Origin of the sequence: Nocardia sp. NRRL WC-3656 (assembly GCF_000720265.1) — a bacterium.
GTDB lineage: Bacteria > Actinomycetota > Actinomycetes > Mycobacteriales > Mycobacteriaceae > Nocardia > Nocardia nova.
In genome coordinates this window covers 81,531-105,871 of sequence record NZ_JOJF01000031.1, presented here as the reverse complement: position 1 = coordinate 105,871, position 24,341 = coordinate 81,531, and the positions used below count along the sequence as shown (strand labels likewise).

The following is a 24,341-nucleotide window of genomic DNA, read 5'->3' as shown; positions in this document are numbered from 1 at the left end:
CCTCACTGCGCGTGCGACAGCACCGGTGCTGCGCCGAACCACCGGGTGAGCGCCCGATGCAGACCGTCGGCACTCGCGTCGTCGGCGGCCCACGCGACGTACCCGTCGGGGCGCAGCAGCATCGCCGCGGGCGTGCTCGCGATGTCGGGTCCGGACGCGGTGTCGACGGACCGGTTCGATTCCGTGAGAGTGATTGCGCCGGAAACGATTTCGATACGCTCCCGCCATTCCGCCGCTGCGGCGGCCGCTACGCCCGTCCCGTCGATCAGCAGCGGCCGGGCGGTGTGCAGCAGGTCGGCGATCGGCACGCGAGTGCCGTCCGTGGTGACCGAGAAGTCGGGGACCAGCCGTCCGGACAGGTGATGGTCGTCGCCGACGTCGTAACGGGTGTCGGACCCGGCCAGTAGCTCGGCGAGGTGGGCGGCGACCGCCGGGATCCGTACCAGTTCCGCGAAGAGGTCGCGTAGTCCGGAGATTTCGGGTCCCGGTGCGATCAACGCGCTCTGTGCCAGGCTGTGCATCATCACGCGCTCGGCCACCGGGTGGCGTTCGCTCTGGTAGGTGTCCAGCAGTCCGGCCGGCGCCCAGCCGTTGACCTCCGCCGCCAGCTTCCAGCCCAGATTGACCGCATCCTGCAGTCCGAGGTTCAGCCCCGGGCCACCCATCGCGGAGTGTACGTGCGCGGAATCTCCGAGGAGCAGCACCCGACCCGCGCGATAACGCTCCGCCAGCCGGGTGTTCTGACCGACGGTGCGGCGCAACGCATGGGGGCCGGCGCCGGTCGGCGGTGTTATCGGCACATCGGCTCCGAGTACTCGCTCGATGCTCTCGCGGAGCTCCGCGAAGGTCATGGGTTCGTCCTCGGCCGGGAGATGGTCGGTGCCGTATTCGCTCACTCCGATCATCGGCCGCCCGGGGGTCAGCTCGGCGAAGATGAACATGCCCTTGTCCACGCGGTTGTGGCCGAAGTGGAACCGTCCCGCGCCGGGGATGTCGATGCCGCCGTCGGGTGTTCGCAGCCCGTCCGGAACGGTGGCATGACCGAATCGCGTGACGCGATCGGCCACCGTGCAGCCGGGAAAGTCGATTCCGGCCAGCTTGCGCACCGCACTCTTCCCGCCGTCCGCGGCGACCAGATAGCGGGCCCGGATGCGATAGTCCCCGTCGGGACCGTCGACGGTCGCGATTACCTGGTCGCGGTGGGATTCGAGATCGTGCAGGCGGTGTCCCCAGCGGACCGCCACACCCAGCTCCCGCGCGCGGGCGACGAGCAGCGCCACCAGTCGCGGTTGCGGAATCGGCAGGGCGTACAACGGGTTGTCCGCGAATTCCGCCAGGTCCAGCGGCAGCCCGCTGAACGAGTAGCGCGGAAGCGGTGGCGGGATCGCCGGAGCATCGTCACCTGCGGCGGGGCGGTACAAGCCGCGCATATCCATCAGCCGCACCACCTGCCCGACGAGGCCGTTGGCCTTGGGTTCGGTGCTGGGTGCGGGCAGCTCTTCCAGGACGGTCGCCGTGATGCCGCCCAGTGCGAGTTCACAGGCCAGCATCAGTCCGTTCGGTCCGGCACCGGAAATCAGTACCTCACAGGTGTTTTCGGGCATGACAAATCAACCCCTTTGTGGGATAGGCGGTTTCGAGGGAAGGGTGGAGAAGTCAGTTGGGTTCGGGCAGGCCGGCGGCGACCAGTTCCAGTGCCTGCCGCGTCAGCGCGGTGATCGAGGCCGGGGGATCGCACCGGGGGTAGACCTCGATCGCCGCCACCAGTGCCCCGAGCACGGCTTCGGCGACCAGCCGTGGGTAGAGCGTGCCGGGATCGGTGCCGGTGCGTTCGGCGACCGCCTCGGTGAAGGCGTCGGTGGTGGTGCGGGTCAGTGCCGCCTGCGCCTCGGGGCTGGCGACGAGCTTGCCAACTTCGGCCAGCCGGTCGCGCGGCGGCGGATCGGCATCGAGGCCGTCGACCCGCAACGGTTCCAGCATCGCCTCGGTGATCGCGGCCCACAGCGGCTCGCCGGCCGGCCGTGCCCGCAACAGTTCGATCCCTCGGCATATCCGGTCGATCTGCCGGTACGCCAGGGCCTCGTATTTGTTGGCGAAGTAGTTGGTGAACGTCCGCACCGAGACCCCCGCGCGGGCGGCGATGTCCTCGCGCAGCACCTGGTCCAGGCCGCGTTCGAACATCAGCTCGAGTGCGGCATCGCTGAGCGCGCGCCGCGTATCGAGCTTTTTGCGCTCCCGCAGCCCGAGGGCCGGCTCCGTGGTCATGAACTCAGTATCGGCGAAAGTGCGAGTGACTTCAATAGTGCACGACAGGAAAGTTTGCCTTTCGGGCAAATTAGCTCCGTCGTCGCGATCAGGCCGGCGCGCTAGGGTTTCGGCTATGACTTCCGGGCACACGCAGATCTGGCACAACCCTCGCTGTTCCAAGAGCCGCGCGGCCAAAGCCGCGCTGGACGAGGCCGGGGTGGACTACATCGAGCGGCAGTATCTCGACGATCCGCCGACCGTGGCGGATCTGCGCGAGGTTCTGGCCCAGCTCGGCCTGGAGCCCTGGGACATCACCCGCACCGGTGAACCGGAGGCCAAGGAGCTCGGTATGGCGGGCTGGTCGCGGACAGAGGCTGATCGCGAGCAGTGGATCGAAACGCTGGCGAGCAATCCGAAGCTGATCCAGCGGCCGATCGTGGTCACCCCCGACGGCCGGGCCGTCGTCGCGCGGGACGAGCAATCGCTCAAATCGGTGCTGTAATCCTTCCCGCGCCGCGCGGCCGGAGGTCCAGACCGGCTGCGCGGCAACCACTTCGGTGTGGCGCGGCATTACCCGACGGGTAATCGACCGGGCGCGCGCGCTGCGACATGCTCGTCATATGAGCGAAAACGAAACCACCACTACCAGCACCTACGACACCGTCGCCCGGCGCTACATCGACACCTGGAACGAAGCCGACGCCCCGGCCCGGCGCAAACTGCTCGACGAGCTGTACCGGCCGGATGCCACCTACACCGATCCGCTCGCGGCCGTCGAAGGAGTCGCCGCGATCGACGAGATGATCGCCGGCGTCCGGGAGCAGTTCGCCGGTATGCGATTCGGTCTCGGACCGGTCGACGGACACCACGACCAACTGCGATTCACGTGGACGCTGGGCACTCCCGGCGCCGAACCGCTGATCGTGGGCTTCGATGTGGTCGTTCTCGACGGTGATCGCATCGCCCGCGTGCACGGATTCCTGGACAAGATCCCGGGCTGACCGCCCGTTCTCAGTGAATGCCGTTGTCCGCCAGGGGAAACGGGGGTCGTCCGATTCCGGCGATCCGCAGATTTCCCCACGGGTCGCGCTCCTGCAGCCGGCCCGGGGCGGGCTCGCCGCCCGCTATCCGCAGCGATACCGCACCGCGCCCCGGATCGGGCAGGCGGTCCGCCTCCGCGGCGCTGAGACGGCCGTACCAGTGGTAGTGGCCGTCGATCGGGTCCGGATGCCCGTTCAGCGCTACCGTCACCGCGAGTTCGGCGCCCGGCGCGTCGAGTACCGCCGGACCGGCGTACTCGTAGGCGGGCGCCCGCTCGGCGGCGACGGTCGTGTCGAAGTGATCGGAATCCGGTCGCGGCAGCCGCCGGCCGGGGCGGGGATCTGCCGCCCAGCGGCGAGCCGACTCGTGCTGCACAGCACGTCGCAGCTGGATCCGGCTACCACCGGCCCGCCGCGTCGCCACGATGCAGCGCGCGGCATATTCGGCGCGGGCCCGCACCGGATAGTGCGGCCAGTTCGCGCCGGCGGGGGAGTGCGTCCAGAACAGATTGGGCATCTCGTGCATCGTCGTGCCGAGATGGGCCACCCGGCTATCGGCCAGCAGCGTATGCAGGTCGGCGCCGACTCCGGCGATGCGGCGCGGGTCGAGGTCGGCATCGGCGAGGATCACCACCGCCGCCGTGGTCGTGCCGTCGTCGGAACGCAGCCGCCAGAGGTCGTGTGCGCCGTCGAATTCCATGGTGTGCACCGCGGGCGGCGGCCGATCGGCCGTGCGCGAGGTCGAGCCGAGAACGGTGAGATCGCGGATTCCGTTGCGCCGCAGCGTCGCCGCGACGATCGGAGCCGACGGACGGGCAGCGACGGCGGCCACGCCACCCGGGCTGTGCCGGACCGGCCTCATCCGAGCAACCCCCGCCGCCGCCAGAGCCGCTTGCCGATCGGGCCGAGCAGGCCGTTCTCGTCCAGAAATGCGCCGAGGTCGGCGGCTCCGGCCGCGAGCATGCGATGCGCGTGCGGATTGGCCAGCGCGGCCCGCGTGGCTGCCCGCCCGTCCAGGCCGGCCCGAATGTACATGTGCCGGTTGGTGATCAGCCGGACGAACAGCGGTGCGGCCACGGCGACACACAGGCGCACATAGGCGCGTTCCGCCCGCGACATCGCCGGCACGCGACGGGCGAGTGCGTCGCGGGCGAAGCCGATGTGACGCGCCTCCTCGGTGACGTGGACGCGGAACGTGCGCGCCACCACCGGCTGCAACTGCGGATCGTCGATGGTGCGGCGTTGCAGCGCGTCGAAGATCTCCTCACCGACCAGCGCTCCCACCCACACCATCGGGCCGTGCAGAACCAGCTGCAGCGACGAGATCGCCAGCCGGGCAGGAGCTTTGGGCCAATAGGGCCGGGCGTCGATGCGGTCGATCAACTTGCCGAACATGGTCATGTGCCGGCATTCGTCGCCCATCTCGGTCAGCGTGTAGTGCGAGCGGTGCGAGGTGGGGTCGCCGTTCATCAACTCCCGCAACAGCAGCCGGTTCAGGATGTTCTCGAACCAGATCCCCACCGAGAGGATGTTCGCGAGCTCCTGCCGCGACAGTTCGCGCCGCTGCTCGGGGGACATCCCGTCCCACAGTGTGGTGCCGTAGAGCGAGACCACCTCCGGCGGGAGGAAGAACTTGTCCGGATCCAGTGGCGCGTCCCAGTCCAGATCGACCACCGGGTCGTAGGACTTGCGGACCGAACCGAGCAGCAGGCGCTGCGCGAAGGTATCCCGCGGGAGCAGGGTGGCGTCGTTGCCCATGACTGCGCTCCAAACGAATCGAATTACCGAGACAGGCTGTAACACCAAGGTTAGTGAGACGGCATGTATCGGTCAATACCGCATGAGTATCGTTGACATGTGAGTGAAACCGGTGGACAGCGGCCCCCGCGGCGTGCGGAACGGTCCGCCGCGACCGGTGTGGACGGTCGCAGTACCCGCTGGAACGGGCACAAACAGCGACGGCGTGCCGAGGTGATCGAGGCCGCGGTCGCGGTGATCGAGGAGAACGGCGCCGAGGTGTCGGTCCAGCAGATCGCCGACCGGCTGGGCCTGCCGCGTCCGGTGGTGTACCGCCACTTCGACGGGCGGACCGATCTGGACGAGCAGATTCGCGGCCGGATCCTGGAATCGCTACTCGAACAACTGCTTCCGACGCTGCGGGCGGACGGCACGGTCAAAGACGCGGTGCGCGGGGCGGTCGGCACCTACGTCGGATGGGTGGCATCGCATCCGCAGCTGCACCGCTTCCTCGCGGCGAGTGCCCCGCAAGGAGATTCGTCGCTCGCGCTGGCCGGGGCCCGCGACCGCATCGGCGCCCGGCTCGCGGATCTGTTCGCCACCGCCGCCGCGCGCGTCGGGATCGATCCCGTGCGGGCCCGGCCGATGGCCTTCGGCATCGTCGGCTTCGTCGACGGGGTGGTCAACAGCTGGCGCGCCGACACCGCTTCGGCGCTGGGATCGGAGCAGATCGAGGCGATCGTGACCGAATCGGTGCTCGGTCTGCTGGAGAGCAATGCACGCAGTCTGGGGGTTCCGCTGGACCGCGACGCCACCGTCGCCGACCTGGTCGCCCGGACCGATGCCGCGGCCTCGGACCCGCTGGCGGTCAACTGATTTCGCGGCGCGCAGCGCTGCGGTGACGGGCCACCGCACCCGGGCGGCCCCGGGGATCCCGCGCGTCGCCTAGGCTCGACCCATGCAGCGCATCATCGGAATCGAGGTCGAGTACGGCATCTCGACACCGACGGAACCCTCGGCGAACCCGATTCTCACGTCCACCCAGGCGGTGCTGGCCTACGCGGCGGCCGAGGGCGTACCCCGGGCCAAGCGCACGCGCTGGGACTACGAGGTGGAATCGCCGCTGCGCGATGCCCGCGGCTTCGACCTGGGCCGGCTCAACGGGCCGGCGCCGGTGATCGACGCCGACGAGGTCGGCGCGGCGAACATGATCCTCACCAACGGCGCCCGCCTCTACGTCGACCACGCCCACCCCGAATATTCGGCCCCGGAAGTCGTGGACCCGCTGGACGCGGTGATCTGGGACAAGGCCGGTGAGCGGGTCATGGAGGCCGCCGCCCGCTACGCCTCCAGCGTGCCGGGTGCGCCGCGCATGCAGCTGTACAAGAACAACGTCGACGGCAAGGGCGCCTCTTACGGCACCCACGAGAACTATCTGATGAACCGCGATACGCCGTTCAATCAGATCATCGTCGGCCTGACGCCGTTCTTCGTCTCCCGGCAGGTCGTGACCGGCTCGGGGCGGGTCGGCATCGGGCAGTCCGGCGACCATGCCGGATTCCAGCTGTCGCAGCGCTCGGACTACATCGAGGTCGAGGTCGGCCTGGAGACCACCCTCAAGCGCGGCATCATCAACACTCGCGACGAACCGCACGCCGACGCCGACAAGTACCGCCGCCTGCACGTGATCATCGGCGACGCCAACCTGGCCGAGTGGTCGACCTACCTCAAGGTCGGCACCACCGCGCTGGTGCTGGATCTGATCGAGGCCGGCGAGGACCTGTCGGATCTGCAACTGGCCCGTCCGGTCACCGCCGTGCACACCATCAGCCACGACCCGAGCCTGCGTGCCACGGTCGCGCTGGTGGACGGCCGCGAACTGACCGGCCTTGCGCTGCAACGGATCTACCTCGACCGAGTGGAGAAGTTCCACGACCGCGAGGGCACCGACGACGCCCGCGTCACCGATGTGCTGGAGAAGTGGGCGCACGTGCTCGACCTGCTCGAACGCGACCCCATGGACTGCGCGCACCTGCTCGACTGGCCGGCCAAACTGCGCCTGCTCGAGGGTATGCGCAGCCGCGAGGGTCTGGGCTGGGCGGCGCCGAAGCTGCATCTGATGGATCTGCAGTACTCCGATGTGCGCCTGGACAAGGGCCTCTACAACCGCCTGGTGGCGCGCGGTTCGATGGAGCGGCTGGTCTCCGAACAGCAGGTCACCGACGCGATGACCAACCCGCCGACCGACACCCGCGCCTACTTCCGGGGCGAATGCCTGCGCCGCTTCGGCGCCGATATCGCCGCGGCGAGCTGGGATTCGGTGATCTTCGACCTGGGCGGCGACTCGCTGGTCCGCATTCCCACCCTGGAGCCGCGCCGCGGGACGAAATCCCACGTCGGCAAGTTGCTCGAGGGCGCGGGCACGGCCGCCGAACTGGTCAAGCAGCTCACGTCCTGACCGGGCGGCCGGGCTGCCGGCGGTGCGTTCGTGCCGGGGTGGCACGGCGTGCTGTGACGTTGCGGCGGGGGCACATTGCGATGTAATCCGGCATGTTGTCACCGTCGCTGGGTAGTGTTGAGGGACGAGCATCGGAGGTTTCCGATGCTCGCCGATGATCAGTACAGAGGAGGTCGGCTGCTATGGCACAAGAGCAGACCAAGCGCGCCGGTGGTGGCGACGAGGACGACGACGCGGCCGGTGTCGAGGCCGCGGGACAGGAGCGCCGCGAAAAGCTGGCCGAGGAGACCGACGACCTGCTCGACGAGATCGACGACGTGCTCGAGGAGAACGCGGAGGACTTCGTGCGTGCCTACGTCCAGAAAGGCGGCCAGTGACATCAGGTGACCCCTTGCGGCTCCACATGGGGTACGCCCTCTCGTCATTCTCCGAATATCTGCGGGAAAACGCGCCGGAACTGTTGCCGGGCAACGGTTTCGGGCGCGGGTCCGGGGGCAACGGCTCGGCCGGGGACCTGGCGCCGCACGGCACCACCATCGTCGCGGTGAGCTACCGCGGCGGTGTGCTGATCGCCGGCGACCGCCGGGCCACCCAGGGCAACCTGCTGGCCAGCCGCGATATGGAGAAGGTGTACATCACCGACACCTTCTCCGCGGCCGGTATCGCCGGTACCGCGGGCGTGGCGGTCGAGATGATCCGCCTGTTCGCGGTGGAGCTGGAGTATTACGAGAAGATCGAGGGTGTGCCGCTGACCTTCGACGGTAAGGCCAACAAGCTGTCGAAGATGGTCCGCGACAATCTGCCCGCGGCACTGCAGGGCCTGGCGGTGGTGCCGATTCTGGTCGGTTACGACCTCGAGGCCACCGATTCGGCGCGGGCCGGCCGCATCGTGTCCTACGACGTGGTCGGCGGTCGCAGCGAAGAGCGCTTCGGCTACACCGCCACCGGCTCGGGCTCGATGTTCGCCAAGTCGTCGTTGAAGAAGACCTACAGCCGCGATATGGACGAGGACCGCGCCCTGCGCATCGCCGTCGAATCGCTGCTGGACGCCTCCGACGACGACACCGCCACCGGCGGCCCGGATCTGCAGCGCGGCATCTTCCCGACGGCGATCGTCATCAATGCCGAAGGGGCGCTGGAGGTTTCGGACGAGCGGCTCGAACAGATCGCGCGCTCGATCGTCGACGAGCGGATGGCCGAAGAAGGGAGTGCGCGTCCATGACACTGCCGTACTACGCGTCGGCCGAACAGATCATGCGCGACAAGACCGAACTTGCGCGCAAAGGCATCGCCCGGGGACGCAGTGTCGTGGTGCTGGTGTACGACAAGGGTGTACTGTTCGTCGCCGAGAACCCCTCGGCGACGCTGCACAAGGTGAGCGAGCTCTACGACCGCATCGGATTCGCCGCGGTCGGCAAGTACAACGAGTTCGAAAGCCTGCGTCGTGGTGGGATCCTGCAGGCCGACCTGCGTGGATACCAATACGACCGGCGAGATGTGACCGGGCGGGCGCTGGCGAACATGTACGCGTCCACCCTCGGCACGATCTTCACCGACCAGCTCAAGCCCTACGAGGTCGAGATCTGCATCGGTGAGGTCGGCTATCCGGAGCAGGCGTCGAATTCGGTCCTGTACCGGATCAACTTCGACGGCTCTATCGTCGACGAGCGCGACTTCGTGGTGATGGGCGGCAATACCGACCCGATCAGCACGGCGCTCAAGGACACCTTCCAGCCGGGCCTGGAATTGCGGGCCGCGATCCGCACCGCCGTGGACGCCCTGCAGAAGGGTTCGCCGGACAACAGCGACAAGGACAAGCGCGGTATCGCGGTATCCTCGCTGGAGGTGGCGACCCTGGAGCAGGCCCGCCCGCGCCGGGCCTTCCGCCGCATTCCGCACGCCACGCTGGAGACGCTGCTCTCCGTCGACGGTGCGGCGAGTGCGGACGAGGAGAACGCCGAACCGGAGACACCCTCCGCCGGCGACCCCTCCAACCCGTAAGCACTGGTAGCGGCTTCGAACGAGACGCCCGGCCCGGTCCTCCGCATGGAGGAGCGGGCCGGGCGTCGTCGCGTTCCGGTAGCGGGACACGATCGCGAACATGCGCTCTGACCTGTGGATTTGTGTCAGCGGCGTGGTCGAGCGCCCGCTGTGGACGCACAGCGGAAGCACGGACCAGGTCTCCCACGACGAGGTCCAGAGGCCGCTGGTGCCGTGCGGCCGGCGCCGGCGCCGTCGGACCCCGCCCATATTGTTGTGAACCCGTATGCAACCGCTTGCTCGCACAGCCACTTTCGCCGTTCGCTTTGCCGTAATGTCGATGGTGTGCAGCGACGAATTATGGGGATCGAGACCGAGTTCGGGGTGACGTGCACGTTCCACGGTCACCGTCGGTTGAGTCCTGACGAGGTGGCCCGGTATCTGTTCCGCCGGGTGGTGTCCTGGGGCCGTAGTTCGAACGTATTTCTCCGCAACGGAGCGCGGCTCTATCTCGATGTCGGTTCCCATCCGGAGTATGCGACGGCCGAATGTGACTCGCTGGTTCAGCTGGTCACCCACGATCGCGCGGGTGAGCGGGTGCTCGAGGAGTTGCTGATCGATGCCGAGCAGCGCTTGGCGGAGGAGGGGATCGGCGGTGACATCTATCTGTTCAAGAACAACACCGATTCGGCGGGCAACTCCTACGGCTGCCACGAGAACTTCCTCGTGGTGCGGGCCGGCGAGTTCTCCCGGATCTCGGATGTGCTGTTGCCGTTCCTGGTGACCAGGCAGCTGATCTGCGGTGCCGGAAAGATCCTGCAGACGCCGAAGGCGGCCACGTTCTGCTTGTCGCAGCGGGCCGAGCACATCTGGGAGGGGGTGTCGTCGGCGACCACGCGGTCGCGGCCGATCATCAACACTCGTGACGAGCCGCATGCCGACGCGGAGAAGTACCGCCGTCTGCATGTGATCGTCGGCGACTCGAATATGGCCGAACCCACCACCATGCTGAAGGTGGGCACCGCGGCGCTGGTGCTGGAGATGATCGAGGCCGGGGTGTCGTTCCGCGATTTCGCGCTCGACAATCCGATCCGCGCGATCCGCGAGGTCAGCCACGATCTGACCGGCCGGCGGCCGGTGCGACTGGCGGGTGGCCGCCAGGCCAGCGCGCTCGACATCCAGCGTGAGTACTACGCCCGCGCGGTCGAGCATCTGCGCAATCGTGAGCGCGATCCGCAGGTGGACGCCGTGGTGGACCTGTGGGGCCGCACGCTCGACGCGGTCGAGGCGCAGGATTTCGCGAAGGTCGACACCGAGATCGACTGGGTGATCAAGCGCAAGCTGTTCCAGCGCTACCAGGACCGGTACTCGATGGAGCTGTCGGATCCGAAGATCGCCCAGCTGGATCTGGCCTATCACGACATCAAGCGCGGTCGCGGGGTGTTCGATCTGCTGCAGCGCAAGGGTCTGGTCAAGCGGGTCACCGAGGACGAGGCGGTCGATGCGGCGGTGACGACTCCGCCGCAGACGACGCGGGCCAAACTGCGCGGTGATTTCATCACCGCCGCGCAGGAGGCGGGCCGCGATTTCACCGTCGACTGGGTGCATCTGAAGCTGAACGATCAGGCGCAGCGCACGGTCTTGTGCAAGGACCCGTTCCGGTCCGTGGACGAGCGTGTGGATCGGTTGATCGCCTCGATGTGAGGTTGTCGGCCCCGCGGTGGTCCGCGGGACCGGTCGATCCGGATTCCGGCAGCGATATCCCGGCGCGGATCGGTGCGGTGGTGCACCGTCGTTCCGGGAGTCCGATTACTCTGTGTCGGGTGGCGATTTCCAAGGTCGAGCGGCTGATGAATCTGGTGATCGCGCTGCTGTCGACCCGGCAGTTCCTGACTGCGGAACGCATTCGCGACAGCGTCGCCGGCTACGAGGAGTCGGCCAGCGACGAAGCGTTCAGCCGGATGTTCGAGCGCGACAAGAACGAACTGCGGGATCTGGGGATCCCGCTGGAGGTCGGCCCGGTGGGCCGGTTCTCCGGGCAGGAGGGGTATCGCATCAATCGCGATGCCTACGAACTGCCCGATATCGACCTGACCAGCGCGGAAGCGGCGGCGGTCGCGGTGGCGGTGCAGTTGTGGGAGTCCCCGGAGCTGGCCAGCGCCGCGGAGAGCGCGGTGCTCAAGTTGCGGGCCGCCGGCGTGCACGTCGACGCGGACGCGGCCTCGGCGTCGGTGCCCGCGGTACCGGCGCGCACGCGCGGGTCGGAGGCCGCGCTGGGCAAACTGCTGGCGGCCATCGATGCGGGGCGGGCGGTGCGATTCGAGCATCGGGTCACCCACAACGCGCCCTACACCACGCGCGATGTGGAGCCCTGGGGTGTGGTGACCCGGCACGGGCGCTGGTATCTGGTCGGCCACGACCGCGACCGGGATGCGGTGCGAACCTTCCGGCTGTCGCGGATCGGGGCGGACGTGGAGGTGTACGGACCCGAGAACGCCGTGCACAAACCGGCGGATGTGGATCTGCGCCGAATCGTGGCGCAGGTGACGGGTGCGGCGCCCGTGAGCGGATCGGCGACCGTATGGGTGGCGCAGGGCCGCGGCCAGGAGATCCGCCGGCTGGGGGTGGTGATCGCCGAGGAGACGGTCGCCGGGCGCCCGGGTTCGGTGGTGGAGGTGCCGGTGCGGTCGCGGGACTGGCTGGCGCGGCTGATCACCGGTCTCGGCCCGGATGCGCTGGTACTGGCCCCGGAGGATCTGCGGGCCGATGTGATCGCGCGGCTGCGGTCGGTACTGGAACGGACGGAGGTGTCGGCATGAGACGCGCGAGCGTCGCGACGGCCCGGACGGGGGTGCGGCGATGAGCAGCCGATTGTCGACGCGGCTGTCCCGGCTGCTGAATATGGTCCCGTACTTCCTCGCGAATCCGGGGATCAGTGCGCCCGAGGCGGCCGCGGAACTCGGTGTCAGCACCAAACAGCTGATGAGCGACCTCAATCAGCTCTGGATGTGCGGACTGCCCGGCTACGGTCCCGGTGATCTGATCGATCTGTCGTTCTCCGAGGAGAGCATCGAGGTCACCTTCTCCGCCGGTATCGAGCGGCCGCTGCGGCTGACCTCGATCGAGGCGACGGCGCTACTGGTGGCCCTGCGGTCGATCGCGGATCTGCCGGGCATGGTCGATCCCACGGCCGCGCGGTCGGCCACCGCCAAGATCGAATCCGCCATCTCCGGCGAGGCGGGGCATCGCAGCGAACCCGACACCGCGGAACCGGCCGAGGCGCCGGCGGTGACCACCGTGCGGTCCGCGCTGGCCGACGGGCGTGCGTTGCGGCTGGTGTACTACTCGGCGAGCCGGGATGTGGTGTCCGAACGCGTCGTCGATCCGATCCGAATCGTGCTGGTGGACAACAACTCCTACCTGCAGGCGTGGTGCCGGCAGGCCGAGGGGGTGCGGCTGTTTCGGTTCGACCGGATCGAGGAGGCCACCGAACTCGAGGAGGCGGCGAACCCGCCCAGCCACGCCACCGAGGAGTCCGCGGGTCTCGACCTGTTCTCCGACGATCCGGCAGTTGCGTTGGCGCGCTTGCGGATTCGTGCCGACTACGGGTGGGTGCTGGACCAGTATCCGATGCATCCGGTGGTGGTGCATCCCGACGGCAGCGTCGAGGCCACCATGCGGTTCGCCACGCTGGGCTGGATTGCGCGACTGCTGCTCGGCTTCGGTTCGGGTGTCACCGTGCTGGGACCGCCCGAGCTGGTGAGCGCGGTGCGGGAACGCTCGGCCGCGGCGCTGGCCGCCTACGACCACGTCGGCGATCTCGGATACGACCGGAACATGGTCGAGGAGGTCGGGCCCGCGTGACGTTCCGGGTGACGGTGCTCGGCGCCGGAAGCATCGGTCTGTTCGTCGGTGGCAAGCTCGCCGCCGCCGGTGCCGAGGTGAGTTTCGTCGGCCGCCCGCAGCTGCTGGACGAGATCGGCGCCCACGGATTGCGGCTGACCGATCTGGACGGCGGCGACGACCGCGTCGCGGCGAGCGGTTTCCGCACCGAGACCGAACCGGACAGCGCGGCCACCGCCGACCTGGTGCTGGTCACCGTGAAATCGGCGCAGACCGCCCAGGCGGCGGCGCAGCTGCGCGATCGGGTGCGCGCGGACACCGTGGTGATCAGCCTGCAGAACGGCATCGGCAACGATGCGGCGATCCGGGAGGTGCTGCCCGCGGCGGTGGTCTCGGCGGGCATGGTGATGTTCAACGTCGTCCACAGCGGCCCCGGCCATTTCCATCGCGGGACCGGCGGCACCGTGGCGGTGTCCGAAGATCCGGCGCTGTCTCGATTCGCGCCGCTGTTCGAGCGGGCCGGGCTGCCCTTGGACCGCCATTCCGATCTGCGCCCGGTGCAATGGGCCAAGCTGTTGCTCAACCTCAACAACGCGATCAACGCGCTGTCGGGCAGGCCGCTGCGCGAGGAACTGGCCGCCCGCGACTACCGGCGCTGCCTGGCGCTGGCGCAGGGTGAGGCACTCGCGGTGATGCGGCGGGCCCGGATCCGTCCCGCGCGGTTGACCGTCCTGCCGCCGCGCGTGATGGCCCGCCTGCTGACCGTTCCCGATGCCGTCTTCGAGCGGGTGGCCGGACGGGTGCTCGCGGTGGACCCGATGGCGCGCTCGTCGATGGCCGACGATCTGACCCTGGGCCGGCGCACCGAAATAGATTGGCTCTGTGGGGAGATCGTCGAGCTGGGCCGGATGGTGGCCGTGCCTACCCCGGTGAACGCGCGGCTGGTCGCCTTGATCCGGGCCGCCGAGAACGGCGACGAACGACGCTGGACCGGCCCGGACCTGCTCGCGGAGCTGCGCGGGGCCGCGACCGCGGCGGCATCGGGACCGGTGTCGCGCTGAACCCGCGCCGGCATCCGGCCGTTCTACGGGTGACGACGCGCGTAGTCGTCGGATCGGGGTCCGGTAGCATCGGACATACCACAGTCTTGGGAGGTTTTCGATGGGTTCATTGAGCCCGACGCACTGGCTCATCATTGCGTTGGTGATCCTGCTGCTGTTCGGCGCCAAGCGGCTGCCCGACGCCGCCCGGGGTCTCGGACGTTCCTTGCGCATCTTCAAGAGCGAGATGAGCGAGATGCATTCCGAGGGCTCGGCGAACGCGGGTTCTGCGAACACGGGGTCGGCGAACACGTCCGGCACCGCGCAGCAGTCGGCGCCCGCGGCCGAACTGCCGCCTGCCCAGCCGGTGAATCCGGCCCCGCAGGCCGACAAGGATCGTCACACGGCCTGATTCGGTCCGTCTCGAGGCCGTCACCCCGGCAACGCCCGCGGGGTGGCGGTGCGATGGCGGTTGGGCGTTTCATCCGGATCCGGCCAGGTGATCAGCGAGGCAGTCACATCCATGCGCATTCCGTTCGACCCCCGCCGTAGCCGGCGCAGGACGAATCCCGACGGCACCATGTCGTTGGTCGAACATCTGCAAGAGTTGCGTTCGCGACTGTTGAAGTCGTTGCTGGCGGTGGCGCTGACCACAATCCTCGGATTCTTCTGGTACTCGCACTCCTTCCTGGGCATCGAGAGCCTGGGTGATCTGCTGCGCGGCCCGTACTGTTCGCTGCCGCCGGAACATCGTGCGCAGCTGACCACCGACGGCGCCTGCCGGCTGCTGGCCACCGCACCGTTCGAACAGTTCATGCTGCGGTTCAAGGTCGCCTTCACCGCGGGTGTGGTGATGGCCTGCCCGATCTGGCTGTACCAGCTGTGGGCGTTCGTCACGCCCGGCCTCTACGCCAAGGAGCGCAAGTACGCGATCAGCTTCGTCGCCTCCGGCGTGGTGCTGTTCGTCACCGGCGCGGTCCTCGCGTACTGGGTGGTGGCACACGCGCTGAGCTTCCTGATGGGAATCGGCAGCAATGTGCAGATCACCGCGCTGAGCGGTAGTCAGTACTTCGGATTCATCATCAAGCTGCTGATCATCTTCGGCGTCAGCTTCGAGACGCCGCTGCTGATCATCGGGCTGAACATGGTCGGCGTGCTGACCTACGAGCGGCTCAAGAAGTGGCGCCGCGGCATGATCTTCGGGCTGTTCGTCTTCGCCGCGATCGTCACCCCGCAGGATCCCTTCTCGATGCTGGCGCTGGCCGCCGCGCTCACCGTGTTGTTCGAGGTCGCCGTGCAGATCGCGCGGCTCAACGACCGACGCCGCGCGCGCCGGGGCGACAACTGGGGCGCGCTGTCCGACGACGAGGCCTCCCCGCTGGCCGGACCCGACGATCTGGACGGTGTGAGCCCGGTGGAGCCCGCCCGTCCCGTGACGGCGAGCGGACCGGTCTCGGCCGAGCCCGCGCCGAAAACTCCGCGCCCGGTGTCGGACTACTCCGATACCCTCTGAGCGTGGGACAACCGTCGCTGACTGGCGAACTCGCGGCATTCGCCGCCGACCTGAAATTCTCCCTGGACCCGTTCCAACAGCAGGCCTGCGCGGCGCTGGAGAACGGGCACAGTGTGCTGGTGTGCGCGCCGACCGGCGCCGGTAAGACCGTCGTCGGGGAATTCGCCGTGCACCTGGCCCGCGCGGCCGGTGGCAAGTGCTTCTACACCACCCCGATCAAGGCGCTGTCGAATCAGAAGTACGCCGATCTGGTGGATCGCTACGGCCGCGACGCGGTCGGACTGCTGACCGGTGATCAGTCGATCAATCCGGACGCCCGGGTCGTGGTCATGACCACCGAAGTGCTGCGCAACATGCTCTACGCGGGTTCGGACGCGCTGCACGCGCTGTCGTTCGTCGTCATGGACGAGGTGCACTATCTGGCCGACCGATTCCGCGGCGCGGTGTGGGAAGAGGTCATCCTGCATCTGCCGCCGGAGGTGCGGCTGGTGAGCCTGTCGGCGACGGTCAGCAACGCCGAGGAGTTCGGCGCGTGGATGGAGACCGTACGCGGCGATACCGCGGTCATCGTCGACGAGACGCGGCCGGTGCCGCTGTGGCAGCACGTCATGGTCGGGCGGCGGCTGTTCGATCTGTTCGATACGAAGTCCAGCGATCAGAAAATCCTCGTCGACGAGGATCTGGTTCGCTACATCAAACATCGCGAGGCCGCCGACCGGATGAACGGCTGGTCCGGTCCGCGCCACCGCGGTGGTCCGCGCCGCGACTTCCGGCCGCTGCCGCGCCCGGAGATGCTCGCCCGCCTCGACGAGGAAGGGCTGCTGCCGGCGATCACGTTCATCTTCAGCCGGGCCGGCTGCGACGGCGCCCTCGCTCAGTGCCTGCGCTCACGCCTGGATCTGAGCCGTCCCGAGGAGGCGGCGGAAATCGAGGCGGTGATCGAACGCCATACCGGTGATCTGCCGCGCGCCGACCTCGATGTGCTCGGCTACTGGGAATGGCGGGAGGCGCTCTTCCGCGGCCTGGCCGCCCATCACGCCGGCATGCTGCCAGCCTTCCGGCACACCGTGGAGGAATTGTTCGTCCGTGGGTTGGTGCGGGCCGTATTCGCCACGGAGACACTGGCTCTCGGCATCAATATGCCGGCGCGCACGGTGGTGCTGGAGCGGCTGGTGAAGTTCAACGGCGAAACCCATGCCGAGCTGACTCCCGGCGAGTACACGCAGCTGACCGGCCGAGCCGGGCGGCGTGGCATCGACATCGAAGGCCACGCGGTGGTGATGTGGCACCCCGATGTCGACACCAGCGCCGTCGCGGGCCTGGCCTCGACCCGCACCTATCCGCTGCGCAGCTCGTTCCGGCCCGCTTACAACATGTCGATCAACCTGATCGACCGGATGGGCGCCGCGCAGTCGCGAGAGCTGCTGGAGCGCTCGTTCGCGCAGTTCCAGGCCGACCGCTCGGTGGTGGGCCTGGTCCGCGGTATCGAGCGCAACGAGGCGCAGGTGCGCAAGCTGCGCTCGCAGATCGGTGACGACGGATTCCTCGAGTATCTGTCGCTGCGAGAGCGGATCAAACAGCGCGAACGCGAACTGGAACGGCAGGGCCGCGCCGACCGGCGCGGGGCGGCGGTCGAGTCGCTGACCTCGCTGCGCCGCGGTGACGTGGTGGCCATCCCGACCGGGCGCCGCCAGGGTCTCGCGGTGATTCTGGAACCGGACGCGAGTCCGGGCGATCCGCGGCCGCTGGTGCTGACGGCCGACACCTGGGCCGGTCGCGTCTCGGCCGCCGACTTCCCGACCCCCGCTCAGCCGCTGGGCCGGATGCGGCTGCCGCGCCACGTCGACCACCGCACCGCGCGGGCGCGCCGTGATCTGGCCTCGGCGTTGCGCAGCACCGGGATCGCCGTACCCGGGCGGGGCCGGCGCGGTGGTCGTGCCCGCGCGGCCGACGATCGGGAACTGGCGACGCTGCGGCGGGCGCTGCGCGCTCATCCCGCCCACTCCCGGCCCGACCGGGAGCAGCTGGCCCGGCTGGGGGAGCGCTACAACCGGCTCGAGCGCGAGACCGAGTCGATGCGCCAGAAGGTCGCTGCGACAACGAATTCGCTCGCGCGCACCTTCGATCGGATCGTCGCGCTGCTGAGTGAGCGCGGCTATGTCGACGCCGGGGAGGTCACCGCCGACGGCCGGCGGCTCGCCCGGATCTATACCGAGGCGGATCTCGTTGTGGCCGAATGCCTTCGGCAGGGGCTGTGGCGCGGGCTCGGTGCCGCCGAACTCGCGGGCGTGGTGTCGGTGCTGGTCTTCGAGTCGCGGCAGGAGGGCGGCTACCTCGGCCCGTCCGGGCCGACCGAGCCGGTGCGGCGCGCGGTCGGCGCCACCATCGGCGTGTGGAGCCAGCTGCGCACCGACGAGGCCAAGCACAAACTGCCGCCGACCCGGGAACCGGATCTCGGCTTCGTCACCGGCATCTACAAATGGGCCCGCGGAGACGGATTGGCCGAATCGTTGCTGGCCAGTGGCGATCAGGGCAGTGCGTTGTCGGCGGGCGACTTCGTGCGCTGGTGCCGGCAGGTGATCGATCTGCTCGACCAGATCCACCAGACCGCCGACGACACCGAAATCGCCGCCACCGCCGCCAAGTCGGTGCGTGCCATCCGGCGTGGCGTTGTGGCGGTGGACGCCGCGTAGCGTGCCGGGCTGTGATTGGATGACTACCGGTACCGACCGTGGTGAGGGCCTGATCACCTCACGCGGGGGGATGTGAGACGACGAGTGCGAGTGGAGGCAGGCACATGAGCGGCCCGTACGGACCGAACGAGACCCCTGGCCCAGGGGAGGGCCACAGCAGCGATCCGACCCAGCAGTGGTCGGGGCAGCCGCAGCCCGGCCAGTCCGGACCGCCGCCGCAGTGGGGTGGCCAGCAGCCGCAGCAGCCCCAGTGGGGCCAGCCCGCACCGTCGCAGCAGCAGTGGGCGCCGCAACCGCAACAGGCGCAGCAGCCGCAGTGGGGTGGCCAGAGCCAGCCGTCCTGGCCCCAGCAGCAACCGGCCCAGGCGCAGCCGTGGGAGCCGACCCAGCAGCAGTGGGGGCAGCCGCCGCAGCCGTCGCAGCAGCAGTGGGCGCAGCAGCAGCCCACCCAGCAGGGGTGGGCGCCGCAGCCCGACCAGTCGCAGCAGCAGTGGGGGATGCAGGAACCGCAGCTGAGCACCACGCCCGCCAAGAAGTCGAAGAAGGGCCTGCTCTTCGGCGGTATCGGCGTGCTGGTCGTGGTGGTCGTCGCCGTGGTCCTCGCCTTCGTCTTCCTGGGCAGCGACAAACTGGACAACAAGGCCGTGCAGGACGGCGTGCAGAAGGTCCTCAAGGATTCCTACGGCATCGACGACGTTCAGAACGTCAGCTGCCCCTCGGGGCAGAAGGTCGAGGTCGGCGGCACGTTCGACTGCACCCTGAAGGTCGGTGGCGAGCAGAAGAAGGTCACCGTCAAGATCACCAAGGACGACGGCACCTACGAGGTCGGCCGGCCCAACTGAGTGCCGTGCGCCCGGAGCCATCGCCGGGCGCCACGTTCTCGTGGCGGTGATGAATGCCAGGTATCAGGCGCTCGCCGCCAAGGCGGCGGTCAGTCGCTTGACGGGGCTCTCGGCGTTGTAGGCGGTGGCCAGCGCGTGCAGCCGGTCCGAATCGGCCGGCTCGGCGGGCAGCAGATCGGGGCCGGACAGGTCGACCTCGGCGTCGCGGACGACCCGCACGACCGGTGCGGCCGCCTTCAAATACTCTTCGGCCGCAGCGAGTTTCGCGCGCACGCCACGAGCCAGATCCGATGCCGGGTCGGCGACCGCGGCCACCAGCGCCTCGAGCGAGCCGTAGCGCGAAATCAGCGTGGCGGCGGATTTGTCGCCGATACCGGCGACACCGGGCAGGCCGTCGGACGCATCGCCGCGCAGTGTCGCCATATCGGCATAGGCCGGGCCCGCATTCTCCTGCGGCACACCGTATTTCGCGGCTACCTCGGCAGGGCCGTACAGTTCTGCCTTGGCCAGCCCGCGGCCCACGTAGAAGACGTGGACGGGTGGCGCGTCGGCGCGCACCACCTGCAGCAGATCGCGGTCACCGCTGACCACGATCACCTCGTTGTCGCGCTCGCGGGTGGCGAGGGTGCCGATCACGTCGTCGGCCTCCAGGCCGGCCGCACCGGCGGTCGCGATCCCGGCCGCCGCGAGCACCTCGGCGATCATGTCGACCTGCGGAGTGAGGGTGTCGGGCACCTCCTCGGCGCCCGGCTGGGCATCGGCGCCGGTGTCGAGCCGGTGCGCCTTGTAGGAGGGTACGAGCTCGACGCGGAAGGCCGGGCGCCAATCGAGATCGAGGCACACCACCAGGCGGCCCGGGTTGTGCCGGGTGATCAGCGCGGCGACCATATCGGTGAAGCCGCGCAGTGCGTTCACCGGCCGGCCGTCGGGTGCGGTGATCTTCTCCGGGATGGCATAGAACGCCCGGAACCACAGGCTGGCGCCGTCGAGCAGCAGCAGTGGCCGGTCACTCGCACTGGAGGTGAGCATGGCGCAGACGCTACCGGGCGGCACCGACAATCGGGCCACGACCCGGTCGCGAACGTCGTGATCGCCCGGACCGTGTCCGGCGCGGCAGGTAACGTCGTATCGCATGAGCGCGCATACGGAGTCACGATTCGGTGCCGAGATCTACGGCAAGCGGCTGGAGCGGGCGGCGGAGTTGACCCGCGCGGCACATCTGGACGCGCTGCTGATCACGCCCGGACCGGATCTGCGATATCTGCTGGGGTCGGCCGCGCAATCCTTCGAGCGGCTCACCTGCCTGGTCGTCCCGGCCAGCGGCGAAACCCCGTCGGTGGTGGTGCCGAAGCTGGAGCTCTCCGCGCTGGACGGCTCGGCGGCCGGTGAACTCGGATTGCACATGGTGTCGTGGGTGGACGGCGTGGACCCGTACGGGGTCGTGAAGTCGACGCTGAACGCGGGCGCGCGAGTCGCGGTCGACGATGCCATGCCCGCCCTGCATCTGCTTCCGATCGCGGACGCGCTGACGGCACTGCCGGTGTCGGCGACCCCGATCATCCGCGAGTTGCGGATGATCAAGGATGCCGCCGAGATCGACGCTCTGCGCCGCGCGGGTGCGGCCATCGACCGGGTCCATGCCCGGATGGGTGAGTGGTTGCAGCCGGGCCGCACCGAGGCCGAGGTCGCCGCCGACATCACCGCCGCGATCGTCGAGGAGGGACACGACCGCGCCGATTTCGTCATCGTCGGCAGCGGACCCAACGGCGCCAACCCGCACCACAGCCATTCCGACCGGATCATCGAAGCCGGTGACGTGGTGGTCATCGATATCGGCGGCCCCGTCGAACCCGGATATTTCTCCGATTCCACCCGCACCTACGTGCTGGGGGAGCCCGATCCGGAGATCGCCGAGCGCTACGCCGCACTCGAACGCGCCCAGGCCGCCGCGGTGGCTGCCGTGCGACCGGGCGTCACCGCCGAATCGGTCGACGCCGCGGCCCGGAACCTGTTGTCCGAGGCGGGTTTCGGCGAGGCGTTCATTCACCGCACCGGCCACGGCATCGGGCTGTCGGTGCACGAGGAGCCCTACATCGTGGCGGGCAACGAGACCGTGCTGCGGCAGGGGATGGCGTTCAGCATCGAGCCGGGCATCTACTTCGGCGGCGAATGGGGCGCCCGGATCGAGGACATCGTGGTGGTCACCGAAGACGGCGGCGAACCTGTGAACCGGCGTCCGCACGGTCTCACGGTGCTGTGAGGTCGAACGAGTACAGGCATCGCTGAGCCGGCGCGGAGAACCCGGCGCGGAGAACTCAGCCGCGCAGGGTGCTGCTCGACAACACCCGCGCGACGCGCACCGCGATGACCACGCGCTGCGGGTTCTCCCGCGGGGTGCGGTAGCGCTCGGCGTAGCGAGCTTCGGCGTCGGCGACCTGATCGCGTTCGGTCCAGACCTCGGCCGGGCCCTCGAGGGTGAGCCAGCGCGGGCCGTCGACCTGGCTCAGCGCGGCGTATCCGCGCCGGTCCGCGTTGCGCGCCTTGGTGCTGGGACCACTGGTGATCACCCGCGCGATGCCGGCCTCGGAATCCCAGGTGAAGCCGACCGCGACCACGTGCGGTGTACCGTCCGCACGCAGCGTGGTGAGCGTGGCCAGATGCCGTTCGGTCACGAATTCCAGCGCGCTGGGAGACAGGTCGATGCGTGCGGCCGCGGTACTCGTCATGGCTGCGACGCTAGCAACCGGCGCCGATGGCAGACTATGCGCCATGGGTGTGCGTGAGGTCGACGACGGGGTGATCGTACTGTTCGGCGGGCGCAGCGAGATGGGACTCGAGGTCGTCCGCCGGATCTGCGCGGACCGCGAGGTCGTGCTCGCGGCGCGCCGCAGCGATCGGCTGGGGGAGGAGACCGCGATGCTGCGCACGGCGGGCGCCCGTGCGGTCCATCCGGTGGAGTTCGACGCCGACGACCTGTCCGGCCATCAGCCGCTGCTGGAGAAACTGGCCGCCGACCACGGCCGTATCGGGGTGGCGATCCTGGCCTTCGGGATACTGGGCGACCAGGCCCGCGCCGAACAGGATCCGGCCGCGGCGGTCGCGGTACTGCGCACCGACTTCGTCGCGCAGGTGAACCTGCTGACGGTGCTGGCGAATCTGCTGCGCGCCCAGGGCAGCGGGCAGCTGGTGGTGTTCAGTTCGGTCGCCGGGGTGCGGGTGCGACGCGCCAACTACGTCTACGGATCGGGCAAGGCGGGGCTGGACGGATTCGCCTCGGGACTGTCGGACGCGTTGCACGGCAGTGGCGTTCACCTGTTGCTCGTCCGGCCGGGTTTCGTGGTCGGGCGGATGACCGAGGGCATGAGCCCGGCGCCGCTGTCGAGTACACCGCAGCAGGTGGCCGACGCGGTGGTCACCGCCTTGCACCGGCGCGCGGGCGAAGTCTGGGTACCGCGCACCTTGCGATTCGCTTTTGCGGTGGCCCGATGGGTGCCGCGGGCCGTCTGGCGCCGGATGCCCCGCTGATGCGCGCGTCTATCCCGGCTGAGCGGCAGAACCGCTGCGCCACAAGCACGTCAGTGCCGTTGCCCGCGTGCGCGGCAGAGGTCTGCGGGTCGGGGCAGTGCCTCGACGGCGTGCGGTGACGGTATGACAGGCGAAAAACACACTCTCGCAACGGGAGCCACGCAGAACGCACCGGAGAACGATCGCCTCATCGCGGTGGTGGGCATGGGCGCCGACGGCTGGCCGGGGTTGAGTTCGCGCATGCGTGACGAGATCGCCGCGGCCCAGGTGCTTTTCGGATCGCGCCGCCAGCTGGATCTGATCCCCGCCGACGCGAGCACCGCGCAGCGCCGGGCCTGGCCGACACCGCTGCTGCCCGCGTTGCCGGAACTGCTGGCCGCGCATCGCGGTTCGCGTATCTGCGTACTGGCCAGCGGTGATCCGATGTTCTACGGCATCGGCGTCACGCTGGCGAACTTGCTCGGCCCGCAAGCGATCCGGGTTTACCCGCAGCCGTCCTCGGCCACACTGGCTTGTGCGCGACTGGGCTGGGCGAGTGCGCACACACCGGTGGTGAGCATCGTCGGCCGCCCCCTGGAGACGGTTCTGCCGGCTCTCGCCGACGGCCGGCGGTTGCTGGTGCTCAGCGCCGACGAACATTCTCCGGCTCGGGTGGCGGAACTGTTGCGGTGCAACGGTTTCGGTGAATCACGACTGACCGTGCTGGAGCAGCTCGGTGGTCCCGCCGAGCGGATCGTCGCCGCTACGGCGGCGCAGTGGTCGCGGCCGCCCGGGGATCCGCTGAACATCGTCGCCGTCGAGGCGGTCCGTGATCCGGCCGCACCCCGGCTCACCCGGCTTCCGGGACTGCCCGATACCGCCTACGGCGGCGACGGACAGCTGACGAAGGCGGAGGTCCGCACCCTGTCGATCGCCGCGCTCGCGCCCGCGCCCGGCGAATTGCTCTGGGATGTGGGCGGCGGGTCGGGCACCATCGCGATCGAATGGTGCCGAACCCATCCCGACTGCCGCGCAATCACATTCGAGCGCAGTGCCGCGCGGCGCGACCAGATCGCGGCCAACGCCGCGGCGCTCGGAGTGCCCGCGATCGTCGTGCGCGGCGAGGCGCCCGCCGATCTGCCCGCGGCCGGTGATCCAACGCCGGACGCGATCTTCCTCGGCGGCGGCCTCACTCAGGACGGACTGTTCGCGACATGCTGGGACCGGCTGCGGCCAGGGGGACGGCTGGTCGCCAACGCCGTGACCGCGGAATCCGAGGCGCTGCTGCTGCGCTGGGCCGCGACGCACGGCGGTGAACTGCGGAAATTCCAGATCTACCGGGGTGAGCCGCTCGGCGGATTCACGGCCTGGCGCCCGCATCTACCGGTCGCGCAGTGGATCGCAGTCAAGCCGACCGATCGGTCCGTATCGCCTGAATAGCGAA

24 protein-coding genes are annotated in these 24,341 nt (G+C 69.2%); 18 read left to right on the top strand and 6 right to left on the bottom strand.

Annotated features, from left to right (window positions below):
* Positions 1 to 2: 2 nt before the first annotated feature.
* On the bottom strand, positions 3 to 1,604 hold the full coding sequence (locus IG65_RS0129035; RefSeq protein WP_030518131.1) for an FAD-dependent monooxygenase: 1,602 nt from the start codon (positions 1,602 to 1,604) through the stop codon (positions 3 to 5).
* Positions 1,605 to 1,656: 52 nt separating this feature from the next.
* Complete coding sequence (locus IG65_RS0129030) at positions 1,657 to 2,265, bottom strand: TetR family transcriptional regulator (protein WP_030518130.1); 609 nt, start codon at positions 2,263 to 2,265, stop codon at positions 1,657 to 1,659.
* Between the two features lie 115 nt (positions 2,266 to 2,380).
* Between IG65_RS0129030 and IG65_RS0129025 the strand changes: the two genes are divergently transcribed.
* Both IG65_RS0129025 and IG65_RS0129020 read left to right on the top strand, forming a co-directional pair.
* Entirely contained in the window at positions 2,381 to 2,749 is a 369-nt protein-coding gene (locus IG65_RS0129025) for an arsenate reductase family protein (RefSeq protein WP_030518129.1), read from the top strand.
* A 118-nt stretch (positions 2,750 to 2,867) separates the two neighbouring features.
* Complete coding sequence (locus tag IG65_RS0129020; RefSeq protein WP_030518128.1) at positions 2,868 to 3,248, top strand: nuclear transport factor 2 family protein; 381 nt, start codon at positions 2,868 to 2,870, stop codon at positions 3,246 to 3,248.
* A gap of 10 nt (positions 3,249 to 3,258) precedes the next feature.
* Here IG65_RS0129020 and IG65_RS39395 read toward each other — a convergent pair whose 3' ends face one another.
* Both IG65_RS39395 and IG65_RS0129010 read right to left on the bottom strand, forming a co-directional pair.
* Positions 3,259 to 4,149: a DUF4873 domain-containing protein gene (locus tag IG65_RS39395; RefSeq protein WP_231509494.1), complete on the bottom strand. Its 891-nt coding sequence runs from the start codon at positions 4,147 to 4,149 to the stop codon at positions 3,259 to 3,261.
* A complete protein-coding gene (locus IG65_RS0129010; protein WP_030518126.1) occupies positions 4,146 to 5,045 on the bottom strand; it encodes a diiron oxygenase in 900 nt (299 codons plus the stop codon). Before IG65_RS0129010 ends, IG65_RS39395 begins: the two co-directional genes overlap by 4 nt.
* A 99-nt stretch (positions 5,046 to 5,144) precedes the next feature.
* On the opposite strand from IG65_RS0129010, the gene IG65_RS0129005 reads away from it, so the two are divergent.
* From IG65_RS0129005 to IG65_RS37300, 13 genes are all read left to right on the top strand, one after another.
* Positions 5,145 to 5,900, top strand: coding sequence for a TetR/AcrR family transcriptional regulator (locus tag IG65_RS0129005; protein WP_051757114.1), 756 nt, complete (start codon positions 5,145 to 5,147; stop codon positions 5,898 to 5,900).
* An 82-nt stretch (positions 5,901 to 5,982) separates the two neighbouring features.
* A complete protein-coding gene (gene dop, locus IG65_RS0129000) occupies positions 5,983 to 7,482 on the top strand; it encodes a depupylase/deamidase Dop (RefSeq protein WP_030518124.1) in 1,500 nt (499 codons plus the stop codon).
* A 182-nt stretch (positions 7,483 to 7,664) separates the two neighbouring features.
* Positions 7,665 to 7,859, top strand: a complete 195-nt coding sequence (locus IG65_RS0128995) for a ubiquitin-like protein Pup (RefSeq protein ID WP_030518123.1) — start codon at positions 7,665 to 7,667, stop codon at positions 7,857 to 7,859.
* A 26-nt stretch (positions 7,860 to 7,885) separates the two neighbouring features.
* Positions 7,886 to 8,704, top strand: a complete 819-nt coding sequence (gene prcB, locus IG65_RS0128990; protein WP_051757112.1) for a proteasome subunit beta — start codon at positions 7,886 to 7,888, stop codon at positions 8,702 to 8,704.
* Positions 8,701 to 9,483 carry a proteasome subunit alpha gene (gene prcA / locus IG65_RS0128985; protein ID WP_030518121.1) on the top strand — a complete coding sequence of 261 codons (783 nt, stop codon included), beginning with the start codon at positions 8,701 to 8,703 and terminating at the stop codon, positions 9,481 to 9,483. Before prcB ends, prcA begins: the two co-directional genes overlap by 4 nt.
* Before the next feature lie 324 nt (positions 9,484 to 9,807).
* Positions 9,808 to 11,166, top strand: coding sequence for a Pup--protein ligase (pafA, locus tag IG65_RS0128980; RefSeq protein ID WP_030518120.1), 1,359 nt, complete (start codon positions 9,808 to 9,810; stop codon positions 11,164 to 11,166).
* Between the two features lie 119 nt (positions 11,167 to 11,285).
* Entirely contained in the window at positions 11,286 to 12,281 is a 996-nt protein-coding gene (locus IG65_RS0128975) for a YafY family protein (protein WP_030518119.1), read from the top strand.
* Positions 12,282 to 12,321: 40 nt separating this feature from the next.
* Positions 12,322 to 13,326: a YafY family protein gene (locus tag IG65_RS0128970; RefSeq protein ID WP_030518118.1), complete on the top strand. Its 1,005-nt coding sequence runs from the start codon at positions 12,322 to 12,324 to the stop codon at positions 13,324 to 13,326.
* Entirely contained in the window at positions 13,323 to 14,366 is a 1,044-nt protein-coding gene (locus IG65_RS0128965) for a 2-dehydropantoate 2-reductase (protein ID WP_036526000.1), read from the top strand. Before IG65_RS0128970 ends, IG65_RS0128965 begins: the two co-directional genes overlap by 4 nt.
* A 100-nt stretch (positions 14,367 to 14,466) precedes the next feature.
* Entirely contained in the window at positions 14,467 to 14,757 is a 291-nt protein-coding gene (tatA, locus tag IG65_RS0128960) for a Sec-independent protein translocase subunit TatA (RefSeq protein WP_030518116.1), read from the top strand.
* A gap of 111 nt (positions 14,758 to 14,868) precedes the next feature.
* A complete protein-coding gene (gene tatC / locus IG65_RS0128955; RefSeq protein ID WP_030518115.1) occupies positions 14,869 to 15,858 on the top strand; it encodes a twin-arginine translocase subunit TatC in 990 nt (329 codons plus the stop codon).
* Entirely contained in the window at positions 15,855 to 18,551 is a 2,697-nt protein-coding gene (locus IG65_RS0128950) for an RNA helicase (protein ID WP_030518114.1), read from the top strand. Before tatC ends, IG65_RS0128950 begins: the two co-directional genes overlap by 4 nt.
* Before the next feature lie 104 nt (positions 18,552 to 18,655).
* Positions 18,656 to 19,393 (top strand): DUF4333 domain-containing protein, encoded by a 738-nt coding sequence (locus tag IG65_RS37300; RefSeq protein WP_030518113.1) that lies wholly within the window; start codon positions 18,656 to 18,658, stop codon positions 19,391 to 19,393.
* A 63-nt stretch (positions 19,394 to 19,456) separates the two neighbouring features.
* Here the strand turns inward: IG65_RS37300 and IG65_RS0128940 are convergent, their stop codons facing one another.
* Positions 19,457 to 20,422, bottom strand: coding sequence for a 5'-3' exonuclease (locus IG65_RS0128940; protein WP_030518112.1), 966 nt, complete (start codon positions 20,420 to 20,422; stop codon positions 19,457 to 19,459).
* 103 nt (positions 20,423 to 20,525) lie between these two features.
* Here IG65_RS0128940 and IG65_RS0128935 point away from each other — a divergent pair, with 103 nt between their 5' ends.
* Positions 20,526 to 21,653, top strand: a complete 1,128-nt coding sequence (locus IG65_RS0128935; protein WP_030518111.1) for a Xaa-Pro peptidase family protein — start codon at positions 20,526 to 20,528, stop codon at positions 21,651 to 21,653.
* A gap of 55 nt (positions 21,654 to 21,708) precedes the next feature.
* Here the strand turns inward: IG65_RS0128935 and IG65_RS0128930 are convergent, their stop codons facing one another.
* Positions 21,709 to 22,119, bottom strand: a complete 411-nt coding sequence (locus IG65_RS0128930; protein ID WP_030518110.1) for a TIGR03618 family F420-dependent PPOX class oxidoreductase — start codon at positions 22,117 to 22,119, stop codon at positions 21,709 to 21,711.
* A gap of 43 nt (positions 22,120 to 22,162) precedes the next feature.
* Between IG65_RS0128930 and IG65_RS0128925 the strand changes: the two genes are divergently transcribed.
* Entirely contained in the window at positions 22,163 to 22,918 is a 756-nt protein-coding gene (locus tag IG65_RS0128925; RefSeq protein ID WP_030518109.1) for an SDR family NAD(P)-dependent oxidoreductase, read from the top strand.
* A gap of 123 nt (positions 22,919 to 23,041) precedes the next feature.
* The gene (gene cbiE / locus IG65_RS0128920) at positions 23,042 to 24,337 is read left to right on the top strand and encodes a precorrin-6y C5,15-methyltransferase (decarboxylating) subunit CbiE (RefSeq protein ID WP_081879846.1); all 1,296 of its coding nucleotides are present in this window, start codon (positions 23,042 to 23,044) and stop codon (positions 24,335 to 24,337) included.
* Positions 24,338 to 24,341 lie beyond the last annotated feature (4 nt).